This is a genomic window from Mesorhizobium sp. LNHC209A00 (assembly GCF_000502915.1).
Taxonomy (GTDB): domain Bacteria; phylum Pseudomonadota; class Alphaproteobacteria; order Rhizobiales; family Rhizobiaceae; genus Mesorhizobium.
Genome location: NZ_AYWT01000001.1, coordinates 331,012 through 356,841, shown reverse-complemented (window position 1 = coordinate 356,841; position 25,830 = coordinate 331,012). Strand labels below are relative to the sequence as shown.

General features: G+C 61.0%; 26 protein-coding genes, 1 tRNA gene and 1 riboswitch. Of the genes, 15 read left to right on the top strand and 12 right to left on the bottom strand.

Annotated elements, in window-relative coordinates:
* The first annotated feature begins 122 nt into the window (after positions 1-122).
* From X739_RS164095 to X739_RS164115, 6 genes are all read left to right on the top strand, one after another.
* On the top strand, positions 123-389 hold the full coding sequence (locus tag X739_RS164095) for a hypothetical protein (protein WP_023791880.1): 267 nt from the start codon (positions 123-125) through the stop codon (positions 387-389).
* Between the two features lie 70 nt (positions 390-459).
* Positions 460-1,257 carry a hypothetical protein gene (locus tag X739_RS164100; protein WP_023791877.1) on the top strand — a complete coding sequence of 266 codons (798 nt, stop codon included), beginning with the start codon at positions 460-462 and terminating at the stop codon, positions 1,255-1,257.
* Positions 1,250-2,599, top strand: a complete 1,350-nt coding sequence (locus X739_RS164105; RefSeq protein ID WP_023791874.1) for a hypothetical protein — start codon at positions 1,250-1,252, stop codon at positions 2,597-2,599. Before X739_RS164100 ends, X739_RS164105 begins: the two co-directional genes overlap by 8 nt.
* Before the next feature lie 10 nt (positions 2,600-2,609).
* Positions 2,610-4,529 carry a competence protein CoiA family protein gene (locus X739_RS164110; protein WP_023791871.1) on the top strand — a complete coding sequence of 640 codons (1,920 nt, stop codon included), beginning with the start codon at positions 2,610-2,612 and terminating at the stop codon, positions 4,527-4,529.
* Between the two features lie 118 nt (positions 4,530-4,647).
* Complete coding sequence (locus X739_RS1000000167540) at positions 4,648-5,361, top strand: DUF2971 domain-containing protein (protein ID WP_198026125.1); 714 nt, start codon at positions 4,648-4,650, stop codon at positions 5,359-5,361.
* A gap of 133 nt (positions 5,362-5,494) precedes the next feature.
* Positions 5,495-6,310: a hypothetical protein gene (locus X739_RS164115; RefSeq protein WP_023791868.1), complete on the top strand. Its 816-nt coding sequence runs from the start codon at positions 5,495-5,497 to the stop codon at positions 6,308-6,310.
* Here X739_RS164115 and X739_RS1000000167030 read toward each other — a convergent pair.
* The 7 genes from X739_RS1000000167030 to X739_RS164145 all read right to left on the bottom strand — a co-directional run bounded on the left by X739_RS1000000167030 (position 6,281) and on the right by X739_RS164145 (position 13,445).
* Positions 6,281-7,879, bottom strand: coding sequence for a site-specific integrase (locus X739_RS1000000167030; protein ID WP_023791865.1), 1,599 nt, complete (start codon positions 7,877-7,879; stop codon positions 6,281-6,283). The two genes, X739_RS164115 and X739_RS1000000167030, sit on opposite strands and share 30 nt — an antisense overlap.
* Positions 7,880-8,023: 144 nt before the next feature.
* Positions 8,024-8,108, bottom strand: a tRNA-Leu gene (locus X739_RS164120).
* A 185-nt stretch (positions 8,109-8,293) separates the two neighbouring features.
* Complete coding sequence (sucD, locus tag X739_RS164125; RefSeq protein ID WP_023769801.1) at positions 8,294-9,193, bottom strand: succinate--CoA ligase subunit alpha; 900 nt, start codon at positions 9,191-9,193, stop codon at positions 8,294-8,296.
* Between the two features lie 87 nt (positions 9,194-9,280).
* Positions 9,281-10,465 (bottom strand): malate--CoA ligase subunit beta, encoded by a 1,185-nt coding sequence (locus tag X739_RS164130; RefSeq protein ID WP_023769802.1) that lies wholly within the window; start codon positions 10,463-10,465, stop codon positions 9,281-9,283.
* A 21-nt stretch (positions 10,466-10,486) separates the two neighbouring features.
* Positions 10,487-11,449, bottom strand: coding sequence for a CoA ester lyase (locus tag X739_RS164135; protein WP_023769803.1), 963 nt, complete (start codon positions 11,447-11,449; stop codon positions 10,487-10,489).
* A gap of 13 nt (positions 11,450-11,462) precedes the next feature.
* Entirely contained in the window at positions 11,463-12,653 is a 1,191-nt protein-coding gene (locus tag X739_RS164140; RefSeq protein ID WP_023769804.1) for an aminotransferase class V-fold PLP-dependent enzyme, read from the bottom strand.
* A 123-nt stretch (positions 12,654-12,776) separates the two neighbouring features.
* Positions 12,777-13,445, bottom strand: a complete 669-nt coding sequence (locus X739_RS164145) for a response regulator transcription factor (RefSeq protein ID WP_023769805.1) — start codon at positions 13,443-13,445, stop codon at positions 12,777-12,779.
* 387 nt (positions 13,446-13,832) lie between these two features.
* On the opposite strand from X739_RS164145, the gene mgtE reads away from it, so the two are divergent.
* Complete coding sequence (gene mgtE / locus X739_RS164150; protein ID WP_023769806.1) at positions 13,833-15,251, top strand: magnesium transporter; 1,419 nt, start codon at positions 13,833-13,835, stop codon at positions 15,249-15,251.
* 138 nt (positions 15,252-15,389) lie between these two features.
* Positions 15,390-15,776 carry a MerR family DNA-binding transcriptional regulator gene (locus tag X739_RS164155; protein ID WP_006203215.1) on the top strand — a complete coding sequence of 129 codons (387 nt, stop codon included), beginning with the start codon at positions 15,390-15,392 and terminating at the stop codon, positions 15,774-15,776.
* A gap of 6 nt (positions 15,777-15,782) precedes the next feature.
* Here the strand turns inward: X739_RS164155 and X739_RS164160 are convergent, their stop codons facing one another.
* On the bottom strand, positions 15,783-16,271 hold the full coding sequence (locus X739_RS164160) for an isoprenylcysteine carboxylmethyltransferase family protein (protein WP_023769807.1): 489 nt from the start codon (positions 16,269-16,271) through the stop codon (positions 15,783-15,785).
* Entirely contained in the window at positions 16,268-17,266 is a 999-nt protein-coding gene (locus X739_RS164165; protein WP_023791856.1) for a DUF1624 domain-containing protein, read from the bottom strand. Before X739_RS164165 ends, X739_RS164160 begins: the two co-directional genes overlap by 4 nt.
* A gap of 236 nt (positions 17,267-17,502) precedes the next feature.
* Here X739_RS164165 and X739_RS164170 point away from each other — a divergent pair, with 236 nt between their 5' ends.
* Positions 17,503-18,702 carry an MFS transporter gene (locus X739_RS164170; RefSeq protein ID WP_023769808.1) on the top strand — a complete coding sequence of 400 codons (1,200 nt, stop codon included), beginning with the start codon at positions 17,503-17,505 and terminating at the stop codon, positions 18,700-18,702.
* A gap of 140 nt (positions 18,703-18,842) precedes the next feature.
* On the opposite strand, the gene X739_RS164175 is transcribed toward X739_RS164170, so the two are convergent.
* Positions 18,843-20,009, bottom strand: a complete 1,167-nt coding sequence (locus X739_RS164175; protein WP_023769809.1) for an aromatic ring-hydroxylating dioxygenase subunit alpha — start codon at positions 20,007-20,009, stop codon at positions 18,843-18,845.
* 142 nt (positions 20,010-20,151) lie between these two features.
* A riboswitch (cobalamin riboswitch) is annotated at positions 20,152-20,351 on the top strand.
* Between the two features lie 35 nt (positions 20,352-20,386).
* Here X739_RS164175 and X739_RS164180 point away from each other — a divergent pair.
* The 4 genes from X739_RS164180 to cobO are packed head-to-tail and all read left to right on the top strand — an operon-like array spanning position 20,387 to position 22,503.
* Positions 20,387-20,566 carry a CbtB domain-containing protein gene (locus tag X739_RS164180; protein ID WP_015317373.1) on the top strand — a complete coding sequence of 60 codons (180 nt, stop codon included), beginning with the start codon at positions 20,387-20,389 and terminating at the stop codon, positions 20,564-20,566.
* Between the two features lie 15 nt (positions 20,567-20,581).
* Positions 20,582-21,385, top strand: a complete 804-nt coding sequence (locus X739_RS164185; protein ID WP_023769810.1) for a CbtA family protein — start codon at positions 20,582-20,584, stop codon at positions 21,383-21,385.
* Positions 21,378-21,893 (top strand): bifunctional adenosylcobinamide kinase/adenosylcobinamide-phosphate guanylyltransferase, encoded by a 516-nt coding sequence (gene cobU, locus X739_RS164190; protein ID WP_023769811.1) that lies wholly within the window; start codon positions 21,378-21,380, stop codon positions 21,891-21,893. Before X739_RS164185 ends, cobU begins: the two co-directional genes overlap by 8 nt.
* Before the next feature lies 1 nt (position 21,894).
* Positions 21,895-22,503 (top strand): cob(I)yrinic acid a,c-diamide adenosyltransferase, encoded by a 609-nt coding sequence (cobO, locus tag X739_RS164195; protein WP_023769812.1) that lies wholly within the window; start codon positions 21,895-21,897, stop codon positions 22,501-22,503.
* Here cobO and cbiB read toward each other — a convergent pair.
* Complete coding sequence (gene cbiB, locus X739_RS164200; RefSeq protein WP_023769813.1) at positions 22,500-23,474, bottom strand: adenosylcobinamide-phosphate synthase CbiB; 975 nt, start codon at positions 23,472-23,474, stop codon at positions 22,500-22,502. The two genes, cobO and cbiB, sit on opposite strands and share 4 nt — an antisense overlap.
* On the opposite strand from cbiB, the gene cobD reads away from it, so the two are divergent.
* Positions 23,473-24,519: a threonine-phosphate decarboxylase CobD gene (gene cobD / locus X739_RS164205; RefSeq protein ID WP_023791849.1), complete on the top strand. Its 1,047-nt coding sequence runs from the start codon at positions 23,473-23,475 to the stop codon at positions 24,517-24,519. The genes cbiB and cobD overlap by 2 nt on opposite strands.
* The gene (locus X739_RS164210) at positions 24,516-25,025 is read left to right on the top strand and encodes a tyrosine phosphatase family protein (RefSeq protein WP_023769815.1); all 510 of its coding nucleotides are present in this window, start codon (positions 24,516-24,518) and stop codon (positions 25,023-25,025) included. The genes cobD and X739_RS164210 overlap by 4 nt, the downstream gene beginning before the upstream one ends.
* Here X739_RS164210 and X739_RS164215 read toward each other — a convergent pair whose 3' ends face one another.
* Positions 25,026-25,829: a creatininase family protein gene (locus X739_RS164215; protein ID WP_023791846.1), complete on the bottom strand. Its 804-nt coding sequence runs from the start codon at positions 25,827-25,829 to the stop codon at positions 25,026-25,028. It lies immediately after the preceding gene.
* Position 25,830: the final 1 nt, after the last annotated feature.

The following is a 25,830-nucleotide window of genomic DNA, read 5'->3' as shown; positions in this document are numbered from 1 at the left end:
ATCAATTCAAACGCATGATCGCATATCTGACCGACAATGTACAGCAAAACTGGACAACGGCTCAAGCGCCGGAGCCGTCATAACGGATTTAATCGTCAAGATATTCTGTTAAAAACAGATACTTGACGAAGCTTACAAGACAAACCATTGTCGGTGGCGTCAACAATATTGCCGGGGCCGAGATGCAGAAAATCGAAAATTTCGACGAACTAGAGGACCTTACCGCCACGACCATGCGATTGAGGGACGTTCTAGACGACATCTGCACTCAACCCATTTCAACCAGAGGAGCCGCTCTCGAAATTGGCCTGCGTCGGCAACTGCTCGCCTCGGCGATCGAAGACGCCGGGCAAGAATTGATAACCGGTGTGTTTATGTTGCCTAACTAACCCGCACTGATTGTTTTTGTTTTGTTCCACGCCTAATGTGCCTTCTTCAGACACAACGCGATGGCCGCCGATGCACGATCTCAAAGATTACACGCTCGCGGAATTTCTATCCGAGCAGAGTACTAACTTTCGGTCGACCCTGCCCCTAGTCCACTCTTCTGAGTCGAGGAACCTGCCAAGGATCATCAGTGAAGGGAAAATTACCGTCACACCTTGCGACACGTTTACTGACGAAAATTTAGCCTACTTCTTCCATGGGCGACCTTCATACCGGAAAGCCTACGACAAGCCGAAGGATTGGCAGCTTCCCTTCGTGCTGCTCCTTAAAAACACCTGCCTAGTGAGCATGCACCGGATTTTTCCCTTCGATTCTGGAGCGCTTTTCTCCGGGCGGTTTCCTAACTACCTGTCAGATTTCAAGCCCGAAGGCTACGAATTGGCATCGCAGGGTAATGCGGCCATTGACCTCCTGATCGACATTTTCTTCGGTAGCGACTCCGCTTATCTGCACGGCAAGGCGAAGCCTGTCGACGAGGTGAAACAACGGCGGAAGCTAGGGATTAGCCACTCTGAGATTGAAGCGCTGTCCGCGATGTACACTCGGGATCAAGTGACGGCGGATGACCGGTCCCTTACCATAGAAATTCAGAGTGGCGCAGACGTTTCGATCAAGGATCACCTGATCGGAATAGTGATGCCTAGACCCTATTTCGATGACAAGCGCTTGAAGGAACACCTTCGTGCTATTAACAAAGGACTACAAATACGACACTATGATATATATCCTCTAAGTACCGAAAGTTATATCGCGATAATTTACGTTCTAGTGAAAGATATATATAGTAAGCTAGGACGGATCGATGGATGACCGTTATGACCTAATGGCATGCATCGATTTCGACGCGGATTCTTTTGCTATATCCATTCCAATTTTGAAGCGCCGCAATTCGAACTATTCCTACATTCCTAAGACAGACAGCTTTTTCAACGTGCTTGATTTCTACGAGGTTCTCGATTTGGGCTATTCGCTCAAGCACGTAGACGCGAGCGACGAGCGGCCTGTTCAAATTGGCCACAAGGCTCCGGTCCCAATATTGGAGAATGGGTCCGTGCATGTACTCGATCCTGAGTGGACTGAGGGCGAAATTCGGTCACGGCTGCCACGCTTAGGCAACGAAGCCGTTAAAGCGTTTCTTTCACTTCGATCGCGCATCGGCAGCGCCGGGTTCACCCCTGCGGACCACGCGGACATCAACGCAGCAATGGATGATCTGCTGAGCCAGCCGGTTCGCTCCCGGTATTGGATTTCAAAGTTCTCTGCTCTCGTTCGATCAACCTTCGATCGTGGCACACCACCTCCCGACCTACTTGAAAAAGTAGAGGCGGCCCGTCTCAACTGGCTCGAAAAGTTTTCCGCGAAATCCTCGCTCAAACTCGTGCAGGGGATTCTTGAGATACCTCATCTCAAGCTGCAACCGACTTCCGCCAATCGCGTGATGTTGCATCGTTTTGAAGGCATGCTGCTTACGAAAGGCATCTTCATTTCGAGAACGGAATTGCGTGCCTATGAGGGAATGTTCCCAGACGGCATCTTCGAAGCGATCAAGCAAGAGACAGGAGGCCAATACGACTTCTGGAGCAGGCGGAACGCCATCTCCGAGTTCATCGCTCAACAAACATACGAACATGTGTACCCCACCGACAGCACACAAGGGCGTATACATGAGCCCGACCGATGGACTGTCGGGGAGTTGTCGGCACTCCTACTGTTTTTTGATGTCGTAGCGGGTGAAGACACTGGCCTCGATAACTCGCGCCAATACTTCCATCCACTCTTCGATAAGTGCCTTGAGCAAGTCCAGATGGTCCTCGGTGATCGATATCGGCTTACGAATGTCGTGTTTCGAACTCAACCGCCTCCACCTTGGTTTTTGCGTGACCTAATGGAGGTATTGCAGATCGTAGCGTCTCAATTCCCTTCCAATCCCGACCAATGGCTGGACAACCTACGCGATGTTATCGAGCTTCATCGTAAACTGGTTGTCGTTTCCAAGATCGTTCGCCCGAATACGAGCACGCTTGACGATGCCGACGTTGTCTTTGAAGGAATTGATTACTCGCTGCTCGCCGCCGTCAACAATGCGGTATCAACTAGGAATGTCTCCGCGCTAAGAGCCGTCCTTAAACCCGATCCTCAGTCGGTGCTGTAGAGGCAGCGTGATGGCGGAGCGCGAGAGTAAGGAGTCATACGGCTCTGATCGGGCCCAACTAGTTTACGGTCGCAGCACTGACGGTAATTTGCTTCATATTAGCGAGGTTCAGCGAGGCTTAGCCTGTGGATGCATATGCCCCGCATGCGATGGGCAGTTGGTTGCTCGAACCAAGGCTGATCACAAGGTTCCGCACTTCGCGCACTACAGCGGCGAGGCCTGCGGTGGTGGTCCAGAGACGGTTATCCATTTGCTGGCCAAGGAGGCGTTCCGCAGCAACCCGAAGATGCTGCTGCCGGAGCGACTTGGGCTAGATGAACGTAAGCAGGTGGTGATGAAGCCGGGGCAGGAAGTCGCCACAGAGTTCCTTCGGCTAGAATACACGGACCCGAAGGAGATCGTGCCGGACCTCTATGTTCGCGCTCTCGGTTACGATCTTTTTGTTGAGGTCGCGGTGACTCATTTCTGCGGCGACACCAAGCTTCAGCACCTGCGGGATCACCGCACGCCGGCCGTCGAGATCGACCTTTCCAAACTCCCGCGAGATTCGACGCGAGAGGTAATCGTGGACGCGGTCCTGCGATCAGCGCCACGCCATTGGCTTTTTCATCCCGGCATTGAAGCTGCGCAAGCGAAGTTCAAGAAGGATGAGGAAGCGTGGCGGAAGGAGCAAGACGAACGTCAGGCTAATGCGGCGAACAAGCACAGGAAACGCGTTGGTGAACTCGCGCGCGCCTATGCTGACGGACTGAAAGAGTTGGCGGGAGCGAAGGGGAACGTACCTCGCCACGCTGAACTTGTGGAGGTTGGACTCGTCGATCATGTCGGGATTGAGGTTGCAGGTTTTGCCTGCTTTACCGTGCTGCCAGCGGTTTGGCAGGCTATCATCTTAGCCGAGGTCTTTCACGACCGTTGCCTTGGGAACGGGCCTTGCAAGGCCGTACCGATCACCAAGCATCTAGAGCAAGGCCATCTCATACGGCCGCAGTTTCAGCGCGTGTCTCGCGAAGTGGCAGACGACACGGCGCTAATCGAAACTCAGTTCGTGCCTGCTTGGAAAGCCATCGACAATTATCTGAACTATCTACTCGGCAAGGGCGTTCTGTTCCAACAAGGCTACGGCGTAGCGCTCGCAAAGGCATTCGCCGATCCTTGGACCGCGAGGACATTGGCCGAAACCAAAAGAACCGCCTCCCTGCACGCGACCGTACAACTGGTGGACTGGATTCTTAGCGAGCTTCCTGACGACGAGCGTTGCGGTATGAACGGCGAGTCGTGGCTTCAATCAATCCATCAAGAATCCGGCTTGAGCTACCGGGAGGCGTTACAGTCCAACGTCGAGTCGGCAAAGATCGTCGGGCAGATCGAGAACATCGCTGCCATGATGGAGAAGAACGGGCGGCTGCCATACGGCAATGTTGGATTACCCATTGAACGAGCTATCGAGCGCCGGAGGGCGCAGATGGCGAAGCACGCCGAAGAGCTACGGGAGAAGCAACTTCAAGCAGCGGAGCGCCTACGCCATTCGCGGCGTGACCGGCTTTGTGTTGATGCAGAGAAGGAGCTAACCGGGCCAGGCTTAGATGCATTCTTGAACACCAGACTTGCCAACATGAACAACATGACCCCGCTTGAGATGTCGGAGGATAGCGAGTCTGGCCTGACCCGCGCGCGGGAGGCACTTTCGGAATTGGTCAGGCAGCGTCTTATCGAGGCGGAAGCTGCGGCCGAGCGGGAAGAGTATCGCCGGATGATCACCGATGATGCCCGGCAGTGTTTGTCGGAAAAGGACTCCGAAAGCTTTCTGAATGGCCGCGACGACGATCTTAACCGCACAACGCCGCTGCTGTTCGTGAAGGATGCCGAAACTTATCGAAAGGCTCGTGGGAAACTTACACAATGGCAGGATCAGTTTGGCGGGCCATTCTGAACGCCAGTGTCGATACATTGACTCCATCGTACACGATTTGAACGAAGGCTGCTTAATAGGCCAAGTTGCATCAGAGACTCGTGATAGCCTCTGTAACAGGTTGAGGAGGCTAGATAGCATGACCGCCGAAATAGAGACTTATGCAATCCCCTATAATCTTTATCGCTATCGTAGCTTGCGGCGCATTGGTAAGCCCGACAAAGAAGTACTCGACCGGGAATTGCGCTCGATAGAGCAATCTTCTCTCTGGTGCTCGGACTTCGATAACATGAACGATCCAATGGAGGGAGCATTCGAGCCTTCGGCCGCAGTCAAGGAGAATCGGAGGTACGCAGAACTTGCTCAGACAATCCGCGATGGAAAGCTCGGGTATGGAATGTGCGCGTTCAGCGAGGCGAAAGATATTGAACTCATGTGGGCCCACTACGCTGATGAGTTTAGAGGGGTATGCGTCAGTTATTCGTTTAGATCATTACGTTATGGGTTGGGATCAGACAAAAGTTTTACTCGGCTATGCTATTCTGACAGCCCACCAAGGGTAGTTAATACTACGGGACCACAAAACGATATATTGCGGATTTTGTCTACAAAACACTATCGATGGCAGTACGAAAGGGAGTGGCGGTTATTTACGCCTGTTATTGGATTGAACCAGTACCACAGGAAACTCAGAAACCGGCCCGTTGTGACAAGAGTTTATGCTGGATATCGAATGGATCCATCGGTACGCCAAGAAATATTCGAACGAATGAATGCCATAAAAATTCCCGTTTACGTGATGAGTTTGGAGAATTACTCGATCAAGTTCCGCCTCATCCGGAGACCTCGGTGAGCTACTCTGTACAAGAGTGCACGCGAGCACCGCCGCAATTCCGAATTGCCCGTACGAGCATGATGCCGCGAAGAGCGCGCGCTGCCAACGAAGCAAGCTTTGGAAGACGCTCAAGGAGCAATCGGCACCCGGCATGACCAAGAAATCAGCTTCCCGATTGAACCGTGACCGACGACGGATACCGCGAAAGGATAATATCGCAACTATTTCCGTCGATCACGACAACAGGCGTGTCGTTTTCACCACCAACGACATGTTGGTGAAGCAGCTTCACCGCGAAGGGCCACGTCTTGCACGCTCCTTTGATCGCTTAACCAAGCGGCACATTGTCGAATGCAGCGCTGTTTTCGGACAAGTTCAAGGCCTTATGCTGAGGCACCTACCTCGGCTGGACGACGACGATTTCAAAGCAACATCCGCCCGGCTGCTGTCGAGCGCTTCCAATTCCTTGGTCGCCAGCATTGAAGTCGCGCGCCATGGCTATCGCCGGCAATACGGCGTTCTTGCCCGCACCTTCATAGAAACTCTGGCAACGGTGGTCGCCTTCGCGATCAAGGAAAATGCATTGCAACAGTTCCACGAGGGCAAGCTCGATTCCAACAAATGCGTCACATGGGCGAAGGCGGCTCTCCCTCCGATAGGTCAATATTGGGGAATGCTGAGCAGAGAGTTCGTCCATATTGGCAAGAGCTATTCAGCTTTCGAGCCGCCGCTAGAGTACACGGCTGCGGACGAAGCCTTGCCGTTCATCCTCAACTCATTGAGAGGAAACGTCTGTCTCCTTCATATTGTCGCCGAGCTCATTTTCTCTGATGAAACCGACACACCACAGTACTGGTCTCGTAACGGACAGGCCGCTTCGTTCGACCCTACGCCGGAAGTTCGGGCGTGGATGGAGGTATTTCTTAAACCGGTCGAATTAGGCGCCAATGATATCGGCAAGGCTTGATTGTGTCCTCTGGTCGGCGCAGCGCCTGATTCTCAGCGGATCGACTTTGGTCAAATGCTCCATCAGAATGGTCGGACCGAATCCCTCCCCATAGCCTTTCTCTGATCCCTTGCTGGCCTCTCTCCCCGCAAGCCGTTCTCTGATCTCAACCGGCACCCCCGCATTTCTGGCAGCGTCTGTCCACGTGTGCCGGAATGAATGGAAGACAAGCTGCTTATCCGTGATTTCCGCCTTTTCTCGCAGGAGGCGCGCAAAGCGCTTGCCGTAGGGCCCACCGTACCGACCGCGCTTGTCCGGCTCGAATGACGGAAACAGCTTCGGCCCCTTCGACCGCCGAACATGGGCAACGAAACCCATCGCAAGCAATCGTGGATGGATCGGAATTGTTCGGATGCTGGCGCTGTTCTTCACCTTCTTACCGGTGTCGCCAGCCTCTTCGTCCAACGCATCGGTAATGCGGAAGCACGGAATCCCGTCAACAGTCACGAAGTCCGCCTTGTCCAGTTGGCAAATTTCCTCCTGCCGGGCGCCCTGATATAGCGCAATATATGGGACCCAGAAATCGTCATCGCGCGGAGTCTTCTCGGCGGATAGAGTTGAGAACAGATGTCGCAACTGCGCTGGAGAGAACGATTTGCGACTATCGCTTCTCGCGTCCGACTTCTTCCCCTTGGCCTTCACATTGCGGAAGCCATTGAAGGGATTTGTGTCTAGAAAGCCCTGAGCGACGGCATGGTTGACGATCGCACGCAGGCCTTGAAGGTGCTTCGCGATAGTTGCCTCTGAAATCGTCTTCCACCCCTTCCGCTGACCAAGGAAAACGATCTGATCGAAAGGAAGGTCCAATTTGTTGACCGGCACGTTAGCGGGGAGTTCGGGGAGCCTTTCGGCGAATGTGCGGATATGATCCTTGGTCAGGTCCTTAACAGGAAGGTCACCGTTGATCTCACAGAAGCGCCGTGCGGCATAGCTGAACTGACGGACTGTTTGGGCGGGCTGGTTCGTTGCCTTCGCCCAGTGTTTCACAACCTCGTGCAGGCCGGGGTCGTTCACTGAATCGATGCCCTTGATTTCATCCACCACGATGCCGAGCTTTTGGAGGGTCCGCGCCTTCTCTCGGATGATCTGCGCAAGTTCGGCAAGCTGGGCGGAGTCGGCCTTGCCCTCAAGCCGCTGGAGGTGAGCGCTTATACGATCGACAAGCATGTCCTCAGAGATAATCGAGGAGAGCACCGCCGCAGGCTGTAGGAATTTGAAATCCATCACATCCGACGCCACCTCATCGCGGAGGGACTCGACGCCCCCGGCTTCTTCGAGGTTGAAGCGTTCGGTCGGGGTTAGATCGCCAACGTAGTCAGGTGCCTTCGCCAATGCTCTGGCGCGGTCGATCGCGTCGTCTGTGGCGACAATGTGCTTCCGTGCCGCCCTAGCGGCGATGGCCGCATCTGTCGTCTCCAGCGACTTGTCGCGAAAGAGCGCTGAATCGACCTTGCCTTTTAGTTCGGGAGGAATCGCCCGCTGGAAATACCAGATGCCACGGTTGCCACGCTTCTTGAGATATTTTGCCATGGCCGGGCAATTTGACCGGATTGGGTGGCGAGTCAACAAGAGGTTAGGAACGTTTTAGGTCAGTTTTTAGGGCACCTGTCAGGTCAGGCGGGGGAAGATACCTTGCATTTACAATGGATTCAAGGGTTTGGCTAAGAGAGCCATTGGTGCGGTCGAGAAGACTCGAACTTCCACGGGTTGCCCCACAGCGACCTCAACGCTGCGCGTCTACCAATTCCGCCACGACCGCACGTGGTAGAGCCGGAACCGACCGGCTCGCGGCGTGTAGCAAATCGTTTCCAGCGAAACAAGTGCGCCACGAGTATTTAATCGCTGGGAATGGCTATAACGGATCAATCGCTTTGCGCGCCCGGAAACGAGGGCGGCGGTGCGTCTTGGAGACTGCGTCGCCGCGGCTTTCGCCCGATCCTGCGGCTACGCCGCCTGCTTCCTCCGCGCCAGCGTATCGGCCACCACCTCGCCGAAGGAGGACGGGGTCGGCACGATGATGACGCCAGCTTCTTTTAGGATCTCGACCTTCTCCTGCGCGGACTCGCCGAAGGCCGAGATGATGGCGCCGGCATGGCCCATGCGGCGGCCTTTGGGGGCGGACAGGCCGGCGATGTAGGCGATCAGCGGCTTCCTCATATTGTCGCGCGCCCAGATCGCGGCTTCGGCTTCCTGCGGTCCGCCGATCTCGCCGATCATCACCACGGCGTCGGTTTCGTCGTCCTGCTCGAACAGCTTCAGAACGTCCTTGAAGGAGGAGCCGTTGATCGGATCGCCGCCGATGCCGACGCTGGTCGACACGCCGAGGCCGAGCGCCTTCATCTGCGAGGCGGCTTCATAGCCTAGCGTTCCCGAGCGGCCGACAATGCCGATGCGACCGGGCAAGTAGATCGAGCCGGGCATGATGCCCATCAGCGCCTGTCCCGGCGTGATAATGCCGGCGCAATTCGGCCCGACCAGCCGCATGCGATCCTCGAAGCGGTAGCGTCGCATGTAGCGCTTGACCTGCATCATGTCCTGCGAGGGGATGCCGTCGGTGATGCAGACGCAGAGCTTTATCCCGGCATCCGCCGCTTCCATGATCGAATCGGCTGCAAAGGGCGGCGGCACGAAAACGATGCTGGCTTCGGCACGGGTCTCGCGCACCGCGCCCTTGACCGTGTTGAAGACGGGCAGGCCGAGATGCGTCTGGCCGCCCTTGCCGGGCGTGACGCCACCGACGAGCTTGGAGCCGTAGCGCTTCATGTCCTCGGCATGGAAGCTGCCGATCTTGCCGGTGAAACCTTGCACGATGACGCGCGTGCTGCGGTTAAGCAGGATTGCCATTTTCCGTCCTNGCCGATCTTGCCGGTGAAACCTTGCACGATGACGCGCGTGCTGCGGTTAAGCAGGATTGCCATTTTCCGTCCTCCCTCAGGCTGCTTTTTTGTTGGTGACCGCGCGCCATGCGGCTACGGCTTTTTCGGCGGCTTCGGCGAGCGTATCCGCGACGATCACCGCCTCGCCGGAATCGGCCAGGATCTTGCGTCCTTCCTCGGCCCGGGTGCCGGACAGCCGCACCACCAGCGGCACGTTGACGCCGAGCTCGCGGATCGCCTTGATGACGCCCTCGGCGACCCAGTCGCAACGGTTGATGCCGGCGAAGATGTTGACCAGGATGGTTTCTACATTCTTGTCGCCGAGCACGGCGCGGAACGATTTAGCCACCCGCTCGGGCGAAGCGCCGCCGCCGATGTCGAGGAAGTTCGCCGGCTCGCCGCCGGCGATCTTGATCATGTCCATCGTCGCCATGGCGAGCCCGGCGCCATTGATGATGCAGCCGATATTGCCGTCGAGGCCGACATAAGAGAGGCCGCGGTCGCTGGCGAAGGTTTCGCGCGGGTCTTCCTGGCTCTTGTCGCGCAATTCGGAAATTTCGGGTCGCCGGAACAGCGCGTTCTCGTCGAACGACATCTTGGCGTCGAGCGCCACCAGGCTGCCGTCGCGGGTCACCACCAGCGGATTGATCTCCAGCATCGAGGCGTCGTAGTCGCGGAACACCTGGTAGCAGCTGAAGATGGTCTCTGTCGCCTTGCCGATCAGGCTATCCTCCAGCCCAAGCCCGAAGGCGATCTCGCGCGCCTGGAAGCGCTGCATGCCGACGCCGGGATCGACGGTGGCGCGGATGATCGAATCGGGTGCCTTCTCCGCGATCTCCTCGATTTCCATGCCGCCGGCGGCCGAGGCCACGATCATGACGCGCTCTTCCTTGCGGTCGAGCACGAAGCCAAGATAGAGCTCCTGCGCGATGTCGACGGCCTCCTCCAGATAGAGGCGCGAGATCAGCTTGCCGCGCGGGCCGGTCTGGTGCGTCACCAGCTTGCGCCCGAGCATGGCTTCGGCGGCGCTGGAAATTTCCTCGTCATTGGCGCAAAGCTTGATGCCGCCGGCCTTGCCGCGCGCGCCGGAATGAACCTGCGCCTTCAGCACCCATTTGCCGCCGCCGATCTCGCGCGCCCGGTAGGTCGCCTGTTCGGGGCTGTAGGCAAGGCCGCCACGCGGCACATGGATCCCATGCCGGGCGAGCAGTTCCTTGGCTTGGTATTCGTGGATGTCCATTCTTTTCTCCTCCCCAAATCGTCAAAGTGCCGCGACGTGCTGTTGGCCGGCGCGTTCGATGGCGTCGTTGACCACCAGAACATTCCTGGCCATGCGCTCCGACGCGGCGTCGATCATCTTGCCGTCGAGCGCGGCGGCACCCTTGCCCTGCGCCTCCGCCTCTTTCAGCACTTCGAGGATGCGGCGAGCTCGCGTGACTTCCTTCTCCGGCGGCGAGAAGACGTCGTTGGCCAAGGCAATCTGCGAGGGATGGATCGCCCACTTGCCTTCGATGCCGAGCGCGGCGGCGCGCCTGGCGGCCGCCTTGTAGCCTTCCGGATCCGAAAAATCGCCGAACGGTCCGTCGATGGCGCGCAGACCGTAGGCGCGGCAGGCGACGGTCATCCGCGACAGCGCGAAATGCCACTGGTCGCCGGGATAGTCGGGGTTGAGGCCGCCAATATTGACCGTCCGCGCCTTGCAGCTTGCCGCATAGTCGGCAACGCCGAAATGCATGGCTTCCAGCCGTCCAGGGGCGGCGGCGATAGCCTCGACATTGGCCATGCCGAGCGCGGTCTCGATCAGCGCTTCCAGGCCGACGCGGGTCTTGAAGCCCTTGGCCATCTCGATCTGGTTGACCATGGCCTCGACCATGTAGAGATCGGCCGGAACGCCGACCTTCGGCACCAGGATGGTGTCCAGCCGGCCGCCGGCCTGTTCCATCACGTCGACCACGTCGCGATACATGTAGTGGGTGTCCAGTCCGTTGATGCGTACCGAAACGGTCTTGCCCTTGGCGCGCCAGTCGATGTCGTTCAGGGCTTGGATGATGTTCTTGCGTGCGCGTTCCTTGTCGGGCGGCGCGACGGCGTCCTCAATGTCGAGGAAGACGAAGTCGGCGGCGCTGTTGGCCGCCTTGTCAATCATCTCCGGGCTGGAGCCTGGGACCGCCAGCTCGCTGCGCTGCAGCCTGAGTTTTTTGAGGTGGTTGATGGTGTGGCTCATCGTTTCAACTCCCTCAGGCGGCTTTGGCGACCGGCACCGCGGCCGAGGCGCGGAAATGCTGGATGGCGGCGCCGACGCCGGAGCCCGGCGCCAGCCGGACGCCACAATCGAGCAGCGCCATTTCCGCCGCCGAAAGCGAGGCCAGCACCATCACCTCGTTCAGCCAGCCGAGATGGCCAATGCGGAAAACCTTGCCGAACACCTTGTTGAGGCCGCCGCCCAGCGATGTCTGGTACGCCTGGTAGGCGCGCTTGACGACGTCGCCGCTGTCCATGCCATCCGGCACGAGAATGGCGCTGACCGTGTCCGAGTGCCATTTCGGCGCCTTGGCGCAGAGCTTCAGGCCCCAGGCGTCGACCGCCTTGCGCACGCCTTCGGCAAGGCGATGGTGCCGGGCGAAGATGTTCTCAAGCCCTTCCTCGGCGATCAGGTCGAGCGAGGCGCGCAGGCCGCGCAGCAATTGTGTCGCCGGCGTGTAGGGGAAATAGCCGGCATCGTTGGCGCGGATCATGTCCTCGAAGGAGAAGAAGCAGCGCCGGTGGGTGGCGGTTCTCGAAGCGACGAGCGCCTTCTTGCTCACCGACAGGAAGCCGAGGCCGGCCGGCAGCATGAAACCTTTCTGCGAGCCGCTGACGGCGCAGTCGACGCCCCATTCTTCCTGGCGAAAGTCGATCGAGCCGATCGACGAGACGCCGTCGACGAAAAGAAGGGCAGGGTGGTTCGCATCGTCGAGCGCGGCGCGGCAGCCGGCGACGTCGCTGGTGACCCCTGTCGCCGTTTCGTTCTGGGTGCAGAAGATCGCCTTGATGCGGTGCGTCTTGTCCGCCTTCAGCCGCTCCACATAGAGTTCCAGCGGCACGCCGGTTCCCCATTCGCAGTCGATGATTTCGACCTCGAAACCGAGCCGTTCTGCCATGTCGACCCACAGATGCGAGAACTGGCCGAAGCGCGACATCAGCACGCGGTCGCCGGGGCTGAGCACATTGGTCATCGCCGCTTCCCAGGCTCCGGTGCCCGAGGACGGGTAGATGAAGACGCGGCCGGTCTCGTTCTTGAAGACCCGTTTGATGTCCTCGAACAGCGGTAGTGTGAGGTCGGGGAAGGTGGCCGCGCGCATGTCCTCCATCGGCAGGTTCATCGCTTGGCGTACCTGCTCGGGGATGTTGGTCGGCCCGGGAATGAAAAGATGGGTGAAACCGGCCATGATGCGAACTCCTCCTGATCCAGCAAAGCGGTGAGGGGAGTTTCGTTTCGACGGCCAAAACCCACAACACCTTGGCGGGTAATATCTCGCCGCGCGCGGGTGGGGCGGGCCTACCCGGCGGGCCTACCCGAAAGGCTGCTTCTGGGTGCGCCTCTCTCGGGAATAGAGCGCGACGGCCATCGCCCGGTTGCGGACGTCGAGCTTGTCGTAGAGATTCTTGAGATGGTACTTCACGGTGTTTTCGGAGATGCCGGTCCGGGTCGCGATCTGCAAATTGGTCCAGCCGTCGGACAGTACCGCCAGCAGTTCACGCTCGCGCACGGTAAGCCGGGATAGAGGCGTGTCGTTGACCTTGTTGATGTCGATGTAGGGAATGCAGATGCGGCCGTGCGCGACAGCCAGTATCGTATCGAAGATGATGGCGGGATCGTCGAACTGGAAGCAGTAGCCCTGGGCCCCCAGGCGCACGCACTGTTTCAGGATGCCGATGTCATGGTCGTTGGAAAAGACGGTGATGCGCACGTCGAGCTTGCGGGCCTGGACCTCGGCCAGGATATCAGCGCCGTCCATGTCGGAGAGCTTCCAGCCGATCACGGCGACATCGAACTCCTGGACCGCTGCAAGCTCCAGGAAATGCCTGCCGCTTTGTACGGAGGCCAAAAGCTCGAAGCGCCCGTCGCAGTCCAGCATTTCGCGCAGAGCCGATATGACGAGCGGATTGCGTTCGGCCACGACCACGCGAACACGCCGCTCGTCGATTGCCTTGTCTTCTGTCCGCGACCTGATCTTCAAGGGCTTCCGGCTTTTCGTTACGGCCTGGCAGGTCCAGCCGATGCCTGGACCCGCGTCATGACAATTCTGCCCCAATGGCGCACGGGTGCTCTTTCCCCAGCGACATCGGCTGTCGCGCCACCGGGCCACAAGCGCACCCGCTTTTGACGTAATCGACCAGGTCGCGCACGCCGGACAGTGTGGCGGCGGCCGAAAACGACGCCGTTGCGCAAGCGGGACTTTTCGGCTGCAATTCCCGTGCGTTGGAGCGACAGGCTGCGAAATCGAATCACTCCGCCGCTCCTAATTTCTTGTTTGTGGTCGGACCCAAAACCGATTTCCACTTTTCGGAATCATGGTCTAGACCTGATTGGCACCTTTCCGGGATTCTGATGGCTGGAGACGCTGGTGGAAGGCCAGGACAAGCAGACGACCTCCGCCAAGGCGGCTGACGACGCCCACGCCGACATTTATGGCGAGGACGGCGCGGTCCTTTCGTCCTTCCTTGCCCAGATCGGTGCGGCGATCGCCGACCGCGATACGCTGACCCTCAAGCGCGAAGTCGACGACCTGCACCAGTCGGAACTTGGCGACCTCATCGAGGCGCTGCATCCCGAGCAGCGGCGCGCGTTGGTCGAGCTGCTGGGCGCGGACTTCGATTTTTCCGCGCTGACCGAAGTCGACGAGGCGATCCGCATGGATATCGTCGACAATCTGCCCAATGCGCGAATCGCGCAGGCCGTGCAGGCACTCGATTCCGACGACGCGGTCTACATTCTCGAAGACCTCGAGCCGGAAGACCAGGACGAGATCCTGTCGCAGCTGCCGTTCACCGAGCGGATCAGGCTGCGGCGCTCGCTCGACTACCCGGAGGAGACCGCCGGGCGGCGCATGCAGACCGAGTTCGTCGCGGTGCCGCCTTTCTGGACCATCGGCCAGACCATCGACTACATGCGAGATGACAAGAACCTTCCGGACCGCTTCAGCCAGATCTTCGTCATCGATCCGACCTTCAAGTTGTTGGGGGCCATCGATCTCGACCAGATCCTGCGCGCCAAGCGCGCGGTCAAGGTGGGGGAGGTCATGCATGAGACGCGGCACGCCATTCCCGCCACCATGGACCAGGAAGAGGCGGCGCGGGAATTCGAACAATACGACCTTTTGTCGGCCGCGGTTGTCGACGAAAACGAACGGCTGGTCGGCGTGCTGACCATCGACGACGTCGTCGACGTCATCCAGCAGGAAGCGGAGGAAGACCTGCTGCGCATGGGTGGCGTCGGTGACGAAGAGCTCTCCGACAGCATTCTGGCGACCTCGCGCTCGCGCGTTCCCTGGCTGCTCGTCAATCTGCTGACGGCATTTCTGGCGGCATCGGTGATCAGCCTGTTCGACCACACGATCGAGCGGATCGTGGCACTCGCCGTGCTGATGCCGATCGTGGCCGGCATGGGCGGCAATGCCGGTTCGCAGACCATGACCGTCACCGTGCGGGCGCTGGCGACCAGGGATCTCGACATCTACAACGCCGGCCGCATCATCCGCCGCGAGATGGGCGTCGGCTTCATCAACGGCATCGTCTTCGCCGTGCTGATCGGCATCGTCGCGGCTGCCTGGTTCCACGACCCCAATCTCGGCGGCATCATCGCGGCGGCTATGATCATCAACATGTTCGTGGCGGCCCTTGCCGGCATCCTGATCCCGCTGCTGCTCGACAGGTTCAAGGTGGATCCCGCGGTCGCTTCGGCCGTTTTCGTCACCACGGTCACCGATGTCGTTGGGTTCTTTGCCTTTCTCGGCCTCGCGAGTTGGTGGTTCGGCGTCCGGTAAGTGTCTCAATTGACTTTTACGTAAATGCCGTGCGAGGCTTATGCGGGGTGCCGCGTCGATTCCGGCGGGCAAGGGTTTGGTTCGGGACAGAAGGGCGACGCCGCATCGCGGTCGGCTGGAATTCCGGCAGGAGTGACAATGCGGGAATATTATTCGATCACCGAACTGACCCGCGAATTCGACGTGTCGACGCGGACGCTGCGTTTCTATGAGGATGAGGGACTGGTGCAGCCGGTGCGGCGCGGCCGCACCCGGCTGTTTCGCCCTTCCGACCGCCACCTCATCCGGCAGATCATGCGCGGAAAACGCCTCGGCTTCTCGATCAACGAGATCCGCGAGATCATCCAGATGTACAAGGAGCCGCCGGGCGAGGTCGGGCAGCTCAAGTTGATGATCAAGCGCATCGAGGAAAAGCGCGAAGATCTCAGGCAGAAACGTCGCGACCTCGAGGAGACACTGGCCGAACTCGATCAGGCCGAGGAGTCTTGCGTCGAGCGGCTGGTGGAGCTCGGCGTCAACACGTAGCCCTGCTCAAATCCAGCGCCGGACCCTTTTTGCATAGTCGCGGTATTTCTTGCCGAATTTCGCCGCCAATATCTTCTCCTCGCCTTCGATCGCGACCTTCTGGGTGAGGAAGGCGGCGACGAAGGCAAGCAGGAAGAACCAGGCGATGCCCGAGACGAAGGCAACGCCGATCAACAGCAGCGTGTTGGCCAGGTACATCGGATTGCGGCTGACGCCGAAGGGGCCGGTCGTGACGAGATGATCGGGCACGGCGTTGGGATTGAGCGTGGTCCTGGCCCGTATCATGGTGCGGATCGCTGTGAACCAGAGTACGGCGACGGCGAACAACGCCACCCAGCCGGCGGCAAACAGGATGTCGCCAAGGAGATCGCCGATCCAGGGCAGCGGGATGTAGAGGCCGAGCACGACACTGATGAGGATGGCGGCGGCGTAGATCACCGGGGGCCACGGTATCAGCCCAGGCTTCGGTTCGGTCCCAGGCTTTGGCCCGATCATTGTGTCCCTCCCTCCGTCATCTTGTCGTCGGTCTTGGCAGTGCACGTTGCTGCAAGATCGGACAGATGCGCCCTGAAGTCCGCAGTCTGGTCGTTGTTGAAGAGCCGATCAAGAGCGGCTTCACCTTCGAGCGTTTCGAGCATGCAGCCGCAATAGCTCGAACAGAAGGTTGCGTTGCGCATCTGCTCGCACGAGCGCTGGCAGGTTTTGAGGAAATTGACCTGCGGGGTTTCGACCTGCGCCGGCATCACTTGCGAGAACAGCCAGACGCAGCCGATCAGCAGCGGCTGGTGGATCAGGTAGAAAGCCAGGCTGTGGCGTCCGATGAAGACCAGCGGGTTGGACCAGCCTCCGGGCGCCAGGTTGGCCAGGCGTGCCCTCATGCCGGAAGTGGAAGCGATTTTCGCCACTGCAATTCCCGTAAGCACGGCGCCGAACCAGGGGAACAGCGGAACGTAGTCGTTGGAGCGCGGATTGATCGCCGACAGGCCGATCCACCAGAGCCAGGGATGATCGAGGGCCTCGAAGCGCAGGTAGACTGGCGCCGCGATGACGAGCGCGGCGACGGCAAGCGTCAGCAGCGCCGGCAGGCGCAGGAAGGCGAGGCCGAGCAGGCTGGCGAGCGCGATCTCGTGCAGGATGCCGAAGAAGATGAACCCGTCGGGCGTGGCGATGCGGGTGACGATCGAAATGGCGACCGCCGCGCCCGCGACCATGGCGAACCGCTTCCAGAAGCCGTTCCAGCGGATCTGTCGGCCATGGGCGAGATAGAGGCTGACGCCGACCAGGAACAGGAAGGTCGATGCGATGCAGCGGGCGTAGAATTTCCACCAGCCGAAGGCGGTCAGGCCGGGATCGGTGTAGCCGAAGAATTCCAGGTCCCAGGTGAAGTGATAGCTTGCCATCGCGATCAGCGCGATGCCGCGCAAGATATCGATGGCGACGATGCGCTTCGATGGCTGCGGGACGGGTACGGTCGGCGTGTGGATGCTCATGGTCTCGCGATCTGATTCAGCCCTTCCAGGACGACTATCACGGTTGCACCGGATAGAAGAAGACCGGTCGCCTTGGCCTGCACCGCGCGGCCGGATCCGCGCCTGGCGCTGGGTTGGGCCAGCGCGGAAAAGCCTTTGACCGGCTTCGCTTTTTGCCGGATGTGCGTCGGTTTCCTCTTAATGGGCCTGAAATGTCCACGGCAGATTTGACGCCGCGATTCTGCTTTGGGGAAGCAATGTCCACCCATGTTCGCCATCCGATCTGGCTTTCGGCCCTCAAGGCCGCGGATGCGCGCACCTTCGCTTCGCTTTACGCGGTCGAATCCTTCGCCCGCGCCATGGTGTCGAGCGTCATACCGATCCAGGCCTACGAGATTCTCCACAACGAGCAGATCGTCTCGATACTCTACACCGCCGTGTCCCTGCTCGGCCTGTCGGTGACCTTGTTCATGCCTATGCTGATCCGCCGCTTCGCGCGGCGCTGGGTCTACACGGCGGGCGCCTGCCTGCTCGCCATCGGCTCGCTGTTCTTCCTCACCCACACGCTCGCCGGGCAACTGGCCGGGATGCTGTGCCGGGTGATGGGCGCCAGCGCGCTGTCGATCACGCTCAACCTCTACATCATGGATCACATCCGCAAGACCGATTTCATGCAGGCCGAATCGCTGCGCATGGCGTGGTCGATGGTTGCCTGGACGGGTGGACCGACGCTCGGCATTTTTCTCTATACGCGCTTCGGCATTTATGCCGCGCATGGCGCGGTGGCGGTGTTCGCCATGGCCTTGCTGGCGCTGTTCTGGACCTATCGGCTGAGCGACAACCAGTCGATCCGCCCGGGCAAGACACGACCGGCCAATCCGCTCGCCAATATCGGCCGCTTCGTCGCGCAGCCGAGGCTCAGGCTGGCCTGGCTGATCGCCTTCGGCCGCTCCTGCTTCTGGACGACCTTCTTCGTCTATGGACCGCTGTTCATGGTCATCACCGGCGAGGGCGAATTGGCTGGCGGCCTGCTGGTCTCGGCCGGCAACGCGCTGCTGTTCATGGCGATCTTCTGGGGCAAGGCGGGAAAGCGCTTCGGCGGCCGCAGGACCATGACATTTGCCTATTTCGCCATGTCGGCGACGTTGCTGGCGGCCGGTGCCGTGGGCGTAACCGTGCCGCTGCTCACCGGCGCCTTCCTGCTGTGCGGCGCCTTCTTCACGATCGCGCTCGACGCGCTGGGTTCGACCGCCTTCATGCGCTCGGTGCGCTCTTATGAGCGCGCGCAGATGGCTGCGGTCTACCGCACCTATCTCGATTTCTCCGAACTGACGCCGCCGCTGGTCTATTCGGTGGTGCTGGCCTTTTTCGGTCTGGGATCGGTGTTCGTCACGCTCGCACTACTGGCCGCGTTTTGCGGCTTCGTGACCTGGCGATATCTGCCGAAGTCGCTGTAGGTATGTCGATATTCAGGTGATGCCGGCCTGCGAACGGCAGGTTTGCGCGCTTCCGGTAATCACGTACCCGAAAGTACGTTCCGTTCCGGTTCTCGACCTCCGCCCTTCTCGGCTTGGCCTGACCTGAATGTCGACAGACCTCATGTCACCGCGGCATGGCGCTCGCGCACCCAATCGTGGAAGCGGTGCAGGTCGTACTCCTCGGGCATCAGCACGCCAGCTGTATGACGCATCGAGCGCAGCCCCTTCTGGTTGACCTCGCAGATCGCCGCGTCCTCCTCCAGCACCTGTGTGCCGAAGGCGACGATGTTGTCGATGTCGGTCTCGGCGAGCGCCTCGGGCGCGAACAGCCATTCTGCGGTCAATTCGGTCTGTTCGGGACCGAGCGGCGTAAGCCGCACAGTCCTGACATAGTCGACATGGCCGACGATGAACATGGACGGCAGGCTGGTGGCATAGGTCTGACCGGCGCTGCGCTCCGCCGGCGTCAAGCTCGGGAAGACCGGCCCGTGCGTCTGCCCATCACGCGACCATGTCTCAGCCCCGGCGCGCAGGCCGCCTGAAAATTCCGGCGCGTCATTGTCGGCGTGGCGGAGCCATTCGGGATCGTCATGCCGGCTCATCAGGCCGCGGCCATAGATCGGCACCAGCCGCGACAGGTCCTTGTGGACGCCCGGGCAGTGCAGGCACTCGTTGAAGTTTTCCCAAAAAATCTTCCAGTTACAGTTCATCACCTTGTGCAGCACATGGCCCGATACCAGCGTTTCCAGCGGCCAGTTGCCGAGATCGCCGGAGGCTGGGTCGAAGGAGGATTGCGCCGAGCCGGCGTCATCTTCCGCCAGATTGACGAAGACGAAGCCCCGCCACACCGAGAGCGCGACGCGATAAAGCGGATGATCGGCCTTGTCGAAGCCGTCAGGCAGCGATTTCGACGGCACGCGCACCAGATCGCCACGCAGCGAATAGGACCAGGCATGATACGGGCAGGTGATCAGCCGCGCCTTCAGCCGGCCCTCGCTTTCCTGGCAAAGCTGCGAGCCGCGATGCCGGCACGTGTTGTGGAAGGCACGCAACTCGCCGGTGTCGTCGCGCAGCACGAGGATTTCCTGCATACCGACGCGGAAGGTGCGGAATGCCAAAGGCTGGGCAAGATCGGCCTCGCGGCAGACGAGCAGCCAGTCCCTGTACCAGATGGCGTCGAGATCGCGCTTATAGTTGTCCTGGTCCCAATAGGCCGATGAGGGCAGCGTCGGCTCGGTTCGAGTCAGGCCGTTATAGGGCTCGCGCTCGCTGGCATTGGGCTGCATGGCTGGCTTCCCGTGAGGGTGCCAGCCGACACCCGGCCATGAAGTTTGTCAATCGGGACGGGGTGAGGGCAGCTTCGCCGATACGACGCTCCTGCGCTGGCGGTTGTCGGAATTTGGTTTGCCGGGCGCGGCGAATTTCCCTATAGTCGCCGATGTCGTCGGTTCCTTTTTGGAGCCAAGAGGGAATGCGGTGCGGGGAGGAATTCCTGCCCAATGCCGTGGCTGCCCCCGCAACTGTGTGCGGTAGTCCTCTCCATATGCCACTGAAGATTTTTCTTCGGGAAGGTGGGGAAGGGCGCTTATCCGCGAGCCAGGAGACCTGCCGGCGACAGGAAACTGACTTCGATGCCCTCGGGTGGAGGGCGAAAGGACAAGACATGACTACCGCTTCCGTCTCCCTCGGCGCCTCCGTCTCCTCGCAGTCGCGTTTCATGCAGCTCGCGCTCGCGGCGCTGCTCGGCATCTTCGTCGTCGGCTTTGTCGGCTTCTCGCATATCGATGCGGTCCACAATGCTGCCCACGACTATCGCCACTCGATGGCGTTTCCCTGCCACTAACGAGGATCCGACATCATGAATCTGTTTCGCAACGTCGTGTTCGTCGCGGCGATCGCGGGGCTTGTGGCCGGTGTCGTTCTCGCCTGCATGCAGGCCTATGCCACCGTGCCGCTGATCCTCAAGGCCGAAGTCTACGAAAAGGCCGGCGGCGGCCACCACCATGATCACACGGCCGCACCAGCGGCGACCAATGACGCGATGAGCACGGTGGCGCCCGCTGGGAATGCCACGAGCTCTGCCGCGCCCGCGGGCACCGATGCCATGGCACCGGCGGAGGAAGACGAAGGCTGGGCGCCGGCCGACGGTTTCGAGCGTTTCGCCTTTAGCGTGGTTGCCAATATCGTCACCGGCATCGGCTTCGCGCTGGTCCTGGTCGCGGTTTCCGAGTTCTTCGGTGGCGTCGGCAACTGGCGCCAGGGCGTGTTCTGGGGCTTGGCCGGCTTTGCCGTGTTCACACTGGCACCGGGCCTCGGACTGCAGCCGGAACTGCCGGCAATGCCGGCGGCCGATCTTCTGCCGCGCCAGATCTGGTGGACGGCAACGGCGGCCGCGACCGCGATCGGCCTAGGCCTGATCGTGTTTCGCAGATCGTTGCCATTGACCATCCTCGCCGTCTTGCTGATCGTCGCGCCGCATGTCGTCGGCGCGCCGCAGCCCGACAGTTTCGAGACGCCGATCCCGGAAGGCCTGCACCATCAGTTCGTGGTGGCGGTGACGGTGACCAATCTGGTCTTCTGGCTGGTGCTGGGCGCGATCGTGGGCGTGGTGCGCCGGCGCTTCACCGGCACGGCGACCAGCATGCGCGACAGTTTTGCCTGATCGCGGCAGGCTGACCTTCATCATCGGTGGTGCGCGCTCCGGCAAGAGCGCGCACGCCGAAACCCTGGTGACGGCATTGGCCTCGCCATGGGCCTATATCGCCACGGCGCAAGCTTATGACAACGAGATGCGCGAGCGCATCGCGCTGCACCGCTGGCGGCGCGGTGAGGGCTGGTCGACCATCGATGCGCCACTCGACCTCGCCGAAGCGCTGGAGGCGTCGCCGGACGGTCAGCCGGTGCTTGTCGACTGTCTGACGCTGTGGCTGACCAATCACATGCTGGCCGATCACGACGTCGATGCCGCGTGCCGACGGCTGGCGGACGTGCTGTCTCGGCCGCGCGGACCGTGGTTCGTGGTGACGAACGAGGTCGGGCAGGGCATCGTGCCCGACAACGCGTTGGCGCGCCGGTTTCGCGATGACGCCGGCCGACTTAACCAGCGGGTCGCGGCAGTGGCCGACACGGTGCTGCTCATGGTGGCGGGGCTCCCGCTCAAGGTGAAGTGAAATGACCGACGACAAGGATGAAGAACGCCATCGCGCCAAGATGGCCAAGCGCAAGGCGGTGCAGGACGCCGAGGTTGCGGGCAAGACGATGGAGAAGGGATTGCTGATCGTCAACACCGGTCCCGGCAAGGGCAAGACCACGGCCGCCTTCGGTCTCGCGCTGCGCATGCTCGGCTACGGCAAGCGCGTCGGCGTCGTTCAGTTCATCAAGGGCAAATGGCACACCGGCGAGAAGGACGCCTTTGCCGCCTTTGGCGACCGCGTCGTCTGGCATGCAATGGGCGAGGGTTTCACCTGGGAGACCCAGGACCTGAAGCGCGACATCGCGGCCGCCGAGGCCGCCTGGGCCAAGGCCCTGGAATTGATCGACGATCCCTCGATCAGCCTTGTCGTGCTCGACGAGCTCAACATCGCGTTACGCTACGATTATCTCGCTCTCGACAAGGTGGTTGCGGCGCTCAAGGGCCGGCGCGAGGGTCTGCATGTCGTCGTCACCGGCCGCAACGCCAAGCCGGGGCTGGTCGAGGCTGCCGATCTGGTCACCGAGATGGGCGTGACCAAGCATCATTTCTCGGCGGGCGTGAAGGCGCAGCAAGGCATCGAGTTCTAAAAAACCAGAACAGCGATCAGCGCGACCAGGCCGAACAAGCCGATCAGCAGGTAGTCCGCGACCCGGTAAAGCTTGAGCGCCCGCCTGATGTCGCCGCTGTCGACATCGCGGCGGCCGCCTTCGCCCATGAAGATGTCGTCGACCATGATACCACCATAGCTGCGTGGTCCGGCGAGCGCCAGCCCAAGCGCGCCGGCCATGCCCGCTTCCGGCCAGCCAGCATTGGGCGAGCGGTGTTTTTTCGCGTCACGCCGCACTGCCTGCCAGGCACCGCGGGGGTCGGCGCCCTCGACCAGGAGGGAAGCGAGCACGATCAGCAGCGCCGTCAGCCGCGATGCCGGCAGGTTGATCCAGTCGTCGAAGCGCGCCGCCGCCCAGCCGAAGGCCTCATGGCGCGGAGTCCGGTGGCCGATCATCGAATCGGCGGTGTTGGCCGCCTTGTAGGCAGCGCCGCCGGCGAGCCCTCCGACCCCGGTCCAGAAGGCGGGGGCGACGATGCCGTCGGAAAAATTTTCCGCTAGGCTCTCGATCGCCGCGCGGCAGACGCCGGCGCGGTCGAGCGTCTCGGGATCACGGCCGACGATCCGCGAAACGGCGGCCCGGCCCATGTCGAGGCCTCCGCTGTCGAGCGCGTCGGCGACGGCTTCGACATGTTCGTAAAGGCTTTTCTGCGACAGGAGCGATGTCGCCAGAAAGACGGCAATGATCCACCCCAGGGGGACAAACCAGAGCAGAACAAGCTGCACGCAAAGGCCTGCTATCGCCGGCACCAGCACGATGAACAGAAGCGCCTGGACACCACGTTGACGACGCAGCGCGTCGGGATCAGTGGCGCGATTGAGCCGCAAGTCGAGAAAGGATATCAGCCTGCCGAACCATGTCACCGGATGGCCGATGGCGCGAAACAGCCAGTCGGGATAACCAAGGGCGAATTCGACAATTAATGACAGGAAAGCGATCAGGACTGACATGAAGCTTCTTGAAGGAGCGGTGGACCATGGTGGAAGTCTTGGCCGGGCAAGGGCGCTTTTCCCCAATGCCGTGCTGCCTTTCGTCGACCTCTCGACCGGTATCAATCCGCACTCCTACCCGCTTTTCGACCTGCCCGCCACCTCGCTGTGGCGATTGCCAGAGGCCGCGCGTGGGCGCGAATTGATAGAGATTGCGGCCAACATCTATGGCGCGCCTTCCCCAGCAAGCGTGGTGGCGGCCCCTGGTACGCAGATCCTGTTGCCGCGCGTCGCCTCGCTGGTGAGGCCCGGCAAGGCAATGGTGCTTGGGCCGACCTATGCCGAACACGCCCGGGCGGCGGCGATTGCCGGGCACGACGTGGTCGAGGCCAGCGATTTCGCGACGTTGGCGGAAGCGGACCTCGCCATCATCGTCAATCCGAACAATCCGGATGGGCGCATCATCGAGCGCGACCGGTTGCTGGTGCTGGCCGCCGGACTTCGCGCCAAGGGCGGGCTGCTGGTCGTGGACGAGGCGTTCATGGATGTGGGCCCACGCGAGCACAGCCTCGCCGGCGATGTCGGCCAGGGCGGCATCGTCGTGCTACGTTCCTTCGGCAAGTTCTTTGGTCTGGCAGGCCTGCGGCTCGGGTTCGCGCTTGCCGACGCGCCGACCGCTGAACGGCTGGACATGCAGTTCGGGCCGTGGGCTGTCGCAGGACCGGCCCTGGAATACGGCGTCCGCGCGCTCGCCGATCTCGACTGGCAGGATGCGATGCGGGCCTCGCTGGCGGAAGCGACGGGGCGGCTCGACGCGCTGTTTAGCCGTTTCGGCGTTCCCGTCGCGGGGGGCACCACGCTGTTCCGCTATCTCAGCCTGCCCGATGCCACCGGCCTGTTTTCCGGGCTTGGCCAGAGCGGTATCCTGCTGCGGCATTTCTCCGAAGGGCCCCATGCCCTGCGCGCCGGCCTGCCGGGGAGCGAGGAGGAATGGCGCAGGCTCGAATCCGCCCTTGCCGATTGGGCGTCGCGGCGCGAGGATCGGTCGAAAGGTTTCAAACAATGATCCATGTCTGCTCGCTGGCGAAGATCGAGGAAGTGGTGGCCAGGACCGGCGCCGACCGCATGCTGTCGCTGCTCGCCGCCGGAACGGACGTAATCCGACCGGCCTCGATCGCTCGGGAAAACCATCTGCACCTGGTCATGCACGACATCGCCGTGGCGCAGGACGGCATGACCATGCCGGGCGAGGAGCATGTCCGTAACCTGCTCGATTTCGCACGCCGCTGGGACCGGGCGAGACCAATGCTGGTGCACTGCTATGCCGGCATCAGCCGTTCGACCGCCTCGGCCTATATCATCGCCGCGGCTTTGGCGCCGAAACGCAACGAGGTGGAACTGGCGCAGACGCTGCGAGCGCTGTCGCCTTCGGCGACCCCCAATCCGCGGCTGATCGCGGTGGCCGACGCGCTGCTCGAGCGCAATGGCCGCATGATCGAGGCGATCGAATCAATTGGGCGCGGCGCCGACGCCTTTGAAGGCACGCCGTTCGCGCTCAAGATCGACGGTTAGCTATTTCAGCCACTCCGCGAGCTTGGCCTTGCGCACATCGCGCACCAGGTTGATGAACCCGTCAGCCTGATATTCCGAGGTCAGCCGGCCTTTCTCGGCTGTCGCGATGCTGGCGTCGCCGACCACGCCGTTCGGGTTGAGATCGCTGGCGATCCAGGCGAAGGCGTGGGTGCCTGTCTGGCGCAACAGCGAGAATTCCTGCTCGGCCTTGGCGACATTGGAAACGAAATTGTCGGCCTTGCCCATCTCGACGAGATCGGGCCGGAAATGCAGCATCAGCGACGTCTCGACATCGCCGCCATGAATGCCATGACGATCCTCGAGTTCGGTGTACATGCCGGCCGGGCGGCCAAAGCGCTGCCAACTGGTCTTCACCGCCAGCATCTTTTCGCGCACGCGCAATTCCCGCGTGACGATGCCCATGATCTCCTCATTGCCGCCATGCGAATTGACGACGATGAGCTTGCGCACGCCGGCGCGCGCGATCGAGACGCCGAGCTCGGTCCAAGCGTCGACCAGCGTCGTTGCCGGCAGGGTCAATGTGCCCGGCGCGTGCAGATGCTCGTTCGACTTGCCCACCGCCTGGACCGGCAGGATGCGGATATCGAGATCGTCGGGCAAGCGTGAAATCACCGTATCGAGCATGCCGTTCATGATCGAAGTGTCGGTCGAGACGGGCAGATGCGGTCCATGCTGCTCGATCGCCGCCAGCGGCAGCACCGCGATTGTCGCCTCGGGATCGATCGAGGCGTATTCGGTGGTCCGGTAGTCGCCCCACCATACGCGTTTCTTGCCAGCAGTCATG

Bases quoted from the DNA above. Each gene is read 5' to 3' on its own strand.
- cobD (WP_023791849.1), top strand. From the start codon at position 23,473: ATGAAGCTTCTTGAAGGAGCGGTGGACCATGGTGGAAGTCTTGGCCGG.
- X739_RS164135 (WP_023769803.1), bottom strand. From the start codon at position 11,449: ATGAGCCACACCATCAACCACCTCAAAAAACTCAGGCTGCAGCGCAGC.
- X739_RS164105 (WP_023791874.1), top strand. From the start codon at position 1,250: ATGGATGACCGTTATGACCTAATGGCATGCATCGATTTCGACGCGGAT.
- X739_RS164210 (WP_023769815.1), top strand. From the start codon at position 24,516: ATGATCCATGTCTGCTCGCTGGCGAAGATCGAGGAAGTGGTGGCCAGG.
- X739_RS164155 (WP_006203215.1), top strand. From the start codon at position 15,390: ATGCGGGAATATTATTCGATCACCGAACTGACCCGCGAATTCGACGTG.
- X739_RS1000000167540 (WP_198026125.1), top strand. From the start codon at position 4,648: ATGACCGCCGAAATAGAGACTTATGCAATCCCCTATAATCTTTATCGC.
- X739_RS164215 (WP_023791846.1), bottom strand. From the start codon at position 25,829: ATGACTGCTGGCAAGAAACGCGTATGGTGGGGCGACTACCGGACCACC.
- X739_RS164115 (WP_023791868.1), top strand. From the start codon at position 5,495: ATGACCAAGAAATCAGCTTCCCGATTGAACCGTGACCGACGACGGATA.
- X739_RS164165 (WP_023791856.1), bottom strand. From the start codon at position 17,266: ATGAGCATCCACACGCCGACCGTACCCGTCCCGCAGCCATCGAAGCGC.
- X739_RS164180 (WP_015317373.1), top strand. From the start codon at position 20,387: ATGACTACCGCTTCCGTCTCCCTCGGCGCCTCCGTCTCCTCGCAGTCG.
- sucD (WP_023769801.1), bottom strand. From the start codon at position 9,193: ATGGCAATCCTGCTTAACCGCAGCACGCGCGTCATCGTGCAAGGTTTC.
- X739_RS164100 (WP_023791877.1), top strand. From the start codon at position 460: ATGCACGATCTCAAAGATTACACGCTCGCGGAATTTCTATCCGAGCAG.
- X739_RS164185 (WP_023769810.1), top strand. From the start codon at position 20,582: ATGAATCTGTTTCGCAACGTCGTGTTCGTCGCGGCGATCGCGGGGCTT.
- X739_RS164130 (WP_023769802.1), bottom strand. From the start codon at position 10,465: ATGGACATCCACGAATACCAAGCCAAGGAACTGCTCGCCCGGCATGGG.
- X739_RS1000000167030 (WP_023791865.1), bottom strand. From the start codon at position 7,879: ATGGCAAAATATCTCAAGAAGCGTGGCAACCGTGGCATCTGGTATTTC.
- X739_RS164170 (WP_023769808.1), top strand. From the start codon at position 17,503: ATGTCCACCCATGTTCGCCATCCGATCTGGCTTTCGGCCCTCAAGGCC.
- cobO (WP_023769812.1), top strand. From the start codon at position 21,895: ATGACCGACGACAAGGATGAAGAACGCCATCGCGCCAAGATGGCCAAG.
- X739_RS164175 (WP_023769809.1), bottom strand. From the start codon at position 20,009: ATGCAGCCCAATGCCAGCGAGCGCGAGCCCTATAACGGCCTGACTCGA.
- X739_RS164160 (WP_023769807.1), bottom strand. From the start codon at position 16,271: ATGATCGGGCCAAAGCCTGGGACCGAACCGAAGCCTGGGCTGATACCG.
- cbiB (WP_023769813.1), bottom strand. From the start codon at position 23,474: ATGTCAGTCCTGATCGCTTTCCTGTCATTAATTGTCGAATTCGCCCTT.
- X739_RS164110 (WP_023791871.1), top strand. From the start codon at position 2,610: ATGGCGGAGCGCGAGAGTAAGGAGTCATACGGCTCTGATCGGGCCCAA.
- X739_RS164140 (WP_023769804.1), bottom strand. From the start codon at position 12,653: ATGGCCGGTTTCACCCATCTTTTCATTCCCGGGCCGACCAACATCCCC.